Source organism: Oceanivirga salmonicida (genome assembly GCF_001517915.1).
Classification (GTDB): Bacteria; Fusobacteriota; Fusobacteriia; order Fusobacteriales; family Leptotrichiaceae; genus Oceanivirga; species Oceanivirga salmonicida.
On record NZ_LOQI01000211.1, the window covers coordinates 1 to 322 of the forward strand.

At 18.9% G+C, this 322-nt stretch carries 1 pseudogene; it reads right to left on the reverse strand.

Annotation, left to right across the window (positions count from 1 at the left end):
* A pseudogene (locus tag AWT72_RS09920) lies at positions 1 to 322 on the reverse strand (hypothetical protein); the annotation flags it as partial.

The following is a 322-nucleotide window of genomic DNA, read 5'->3' on the forward strand; positions in this document are numbered from 1 at the left end:
TATTTTCTTTTTTCTTAAAGTTTCATTTTTATTTAATTTATATTTCCCAAAATCATAGTTTTCCATCTCCCAATAAGAATAAGTGTAAGGTTTTTGTTCGGGAAAATACAAAATATTATTATCCCTTATATAATATTGAACTGAAGTAACAACGCTATATTTTTTATTTTTTGCATATTCATTAAATATTTTTTCTATTTCATGAAAATTATTTCCTTTACTTAAATCATATAGTAATTCATTTTCAATATAAACTTCATAACCTAAAGTTTCAAAAAATAAATATAAAATTTTTATTTTAAGTTCTACTTTTTCAAAATCA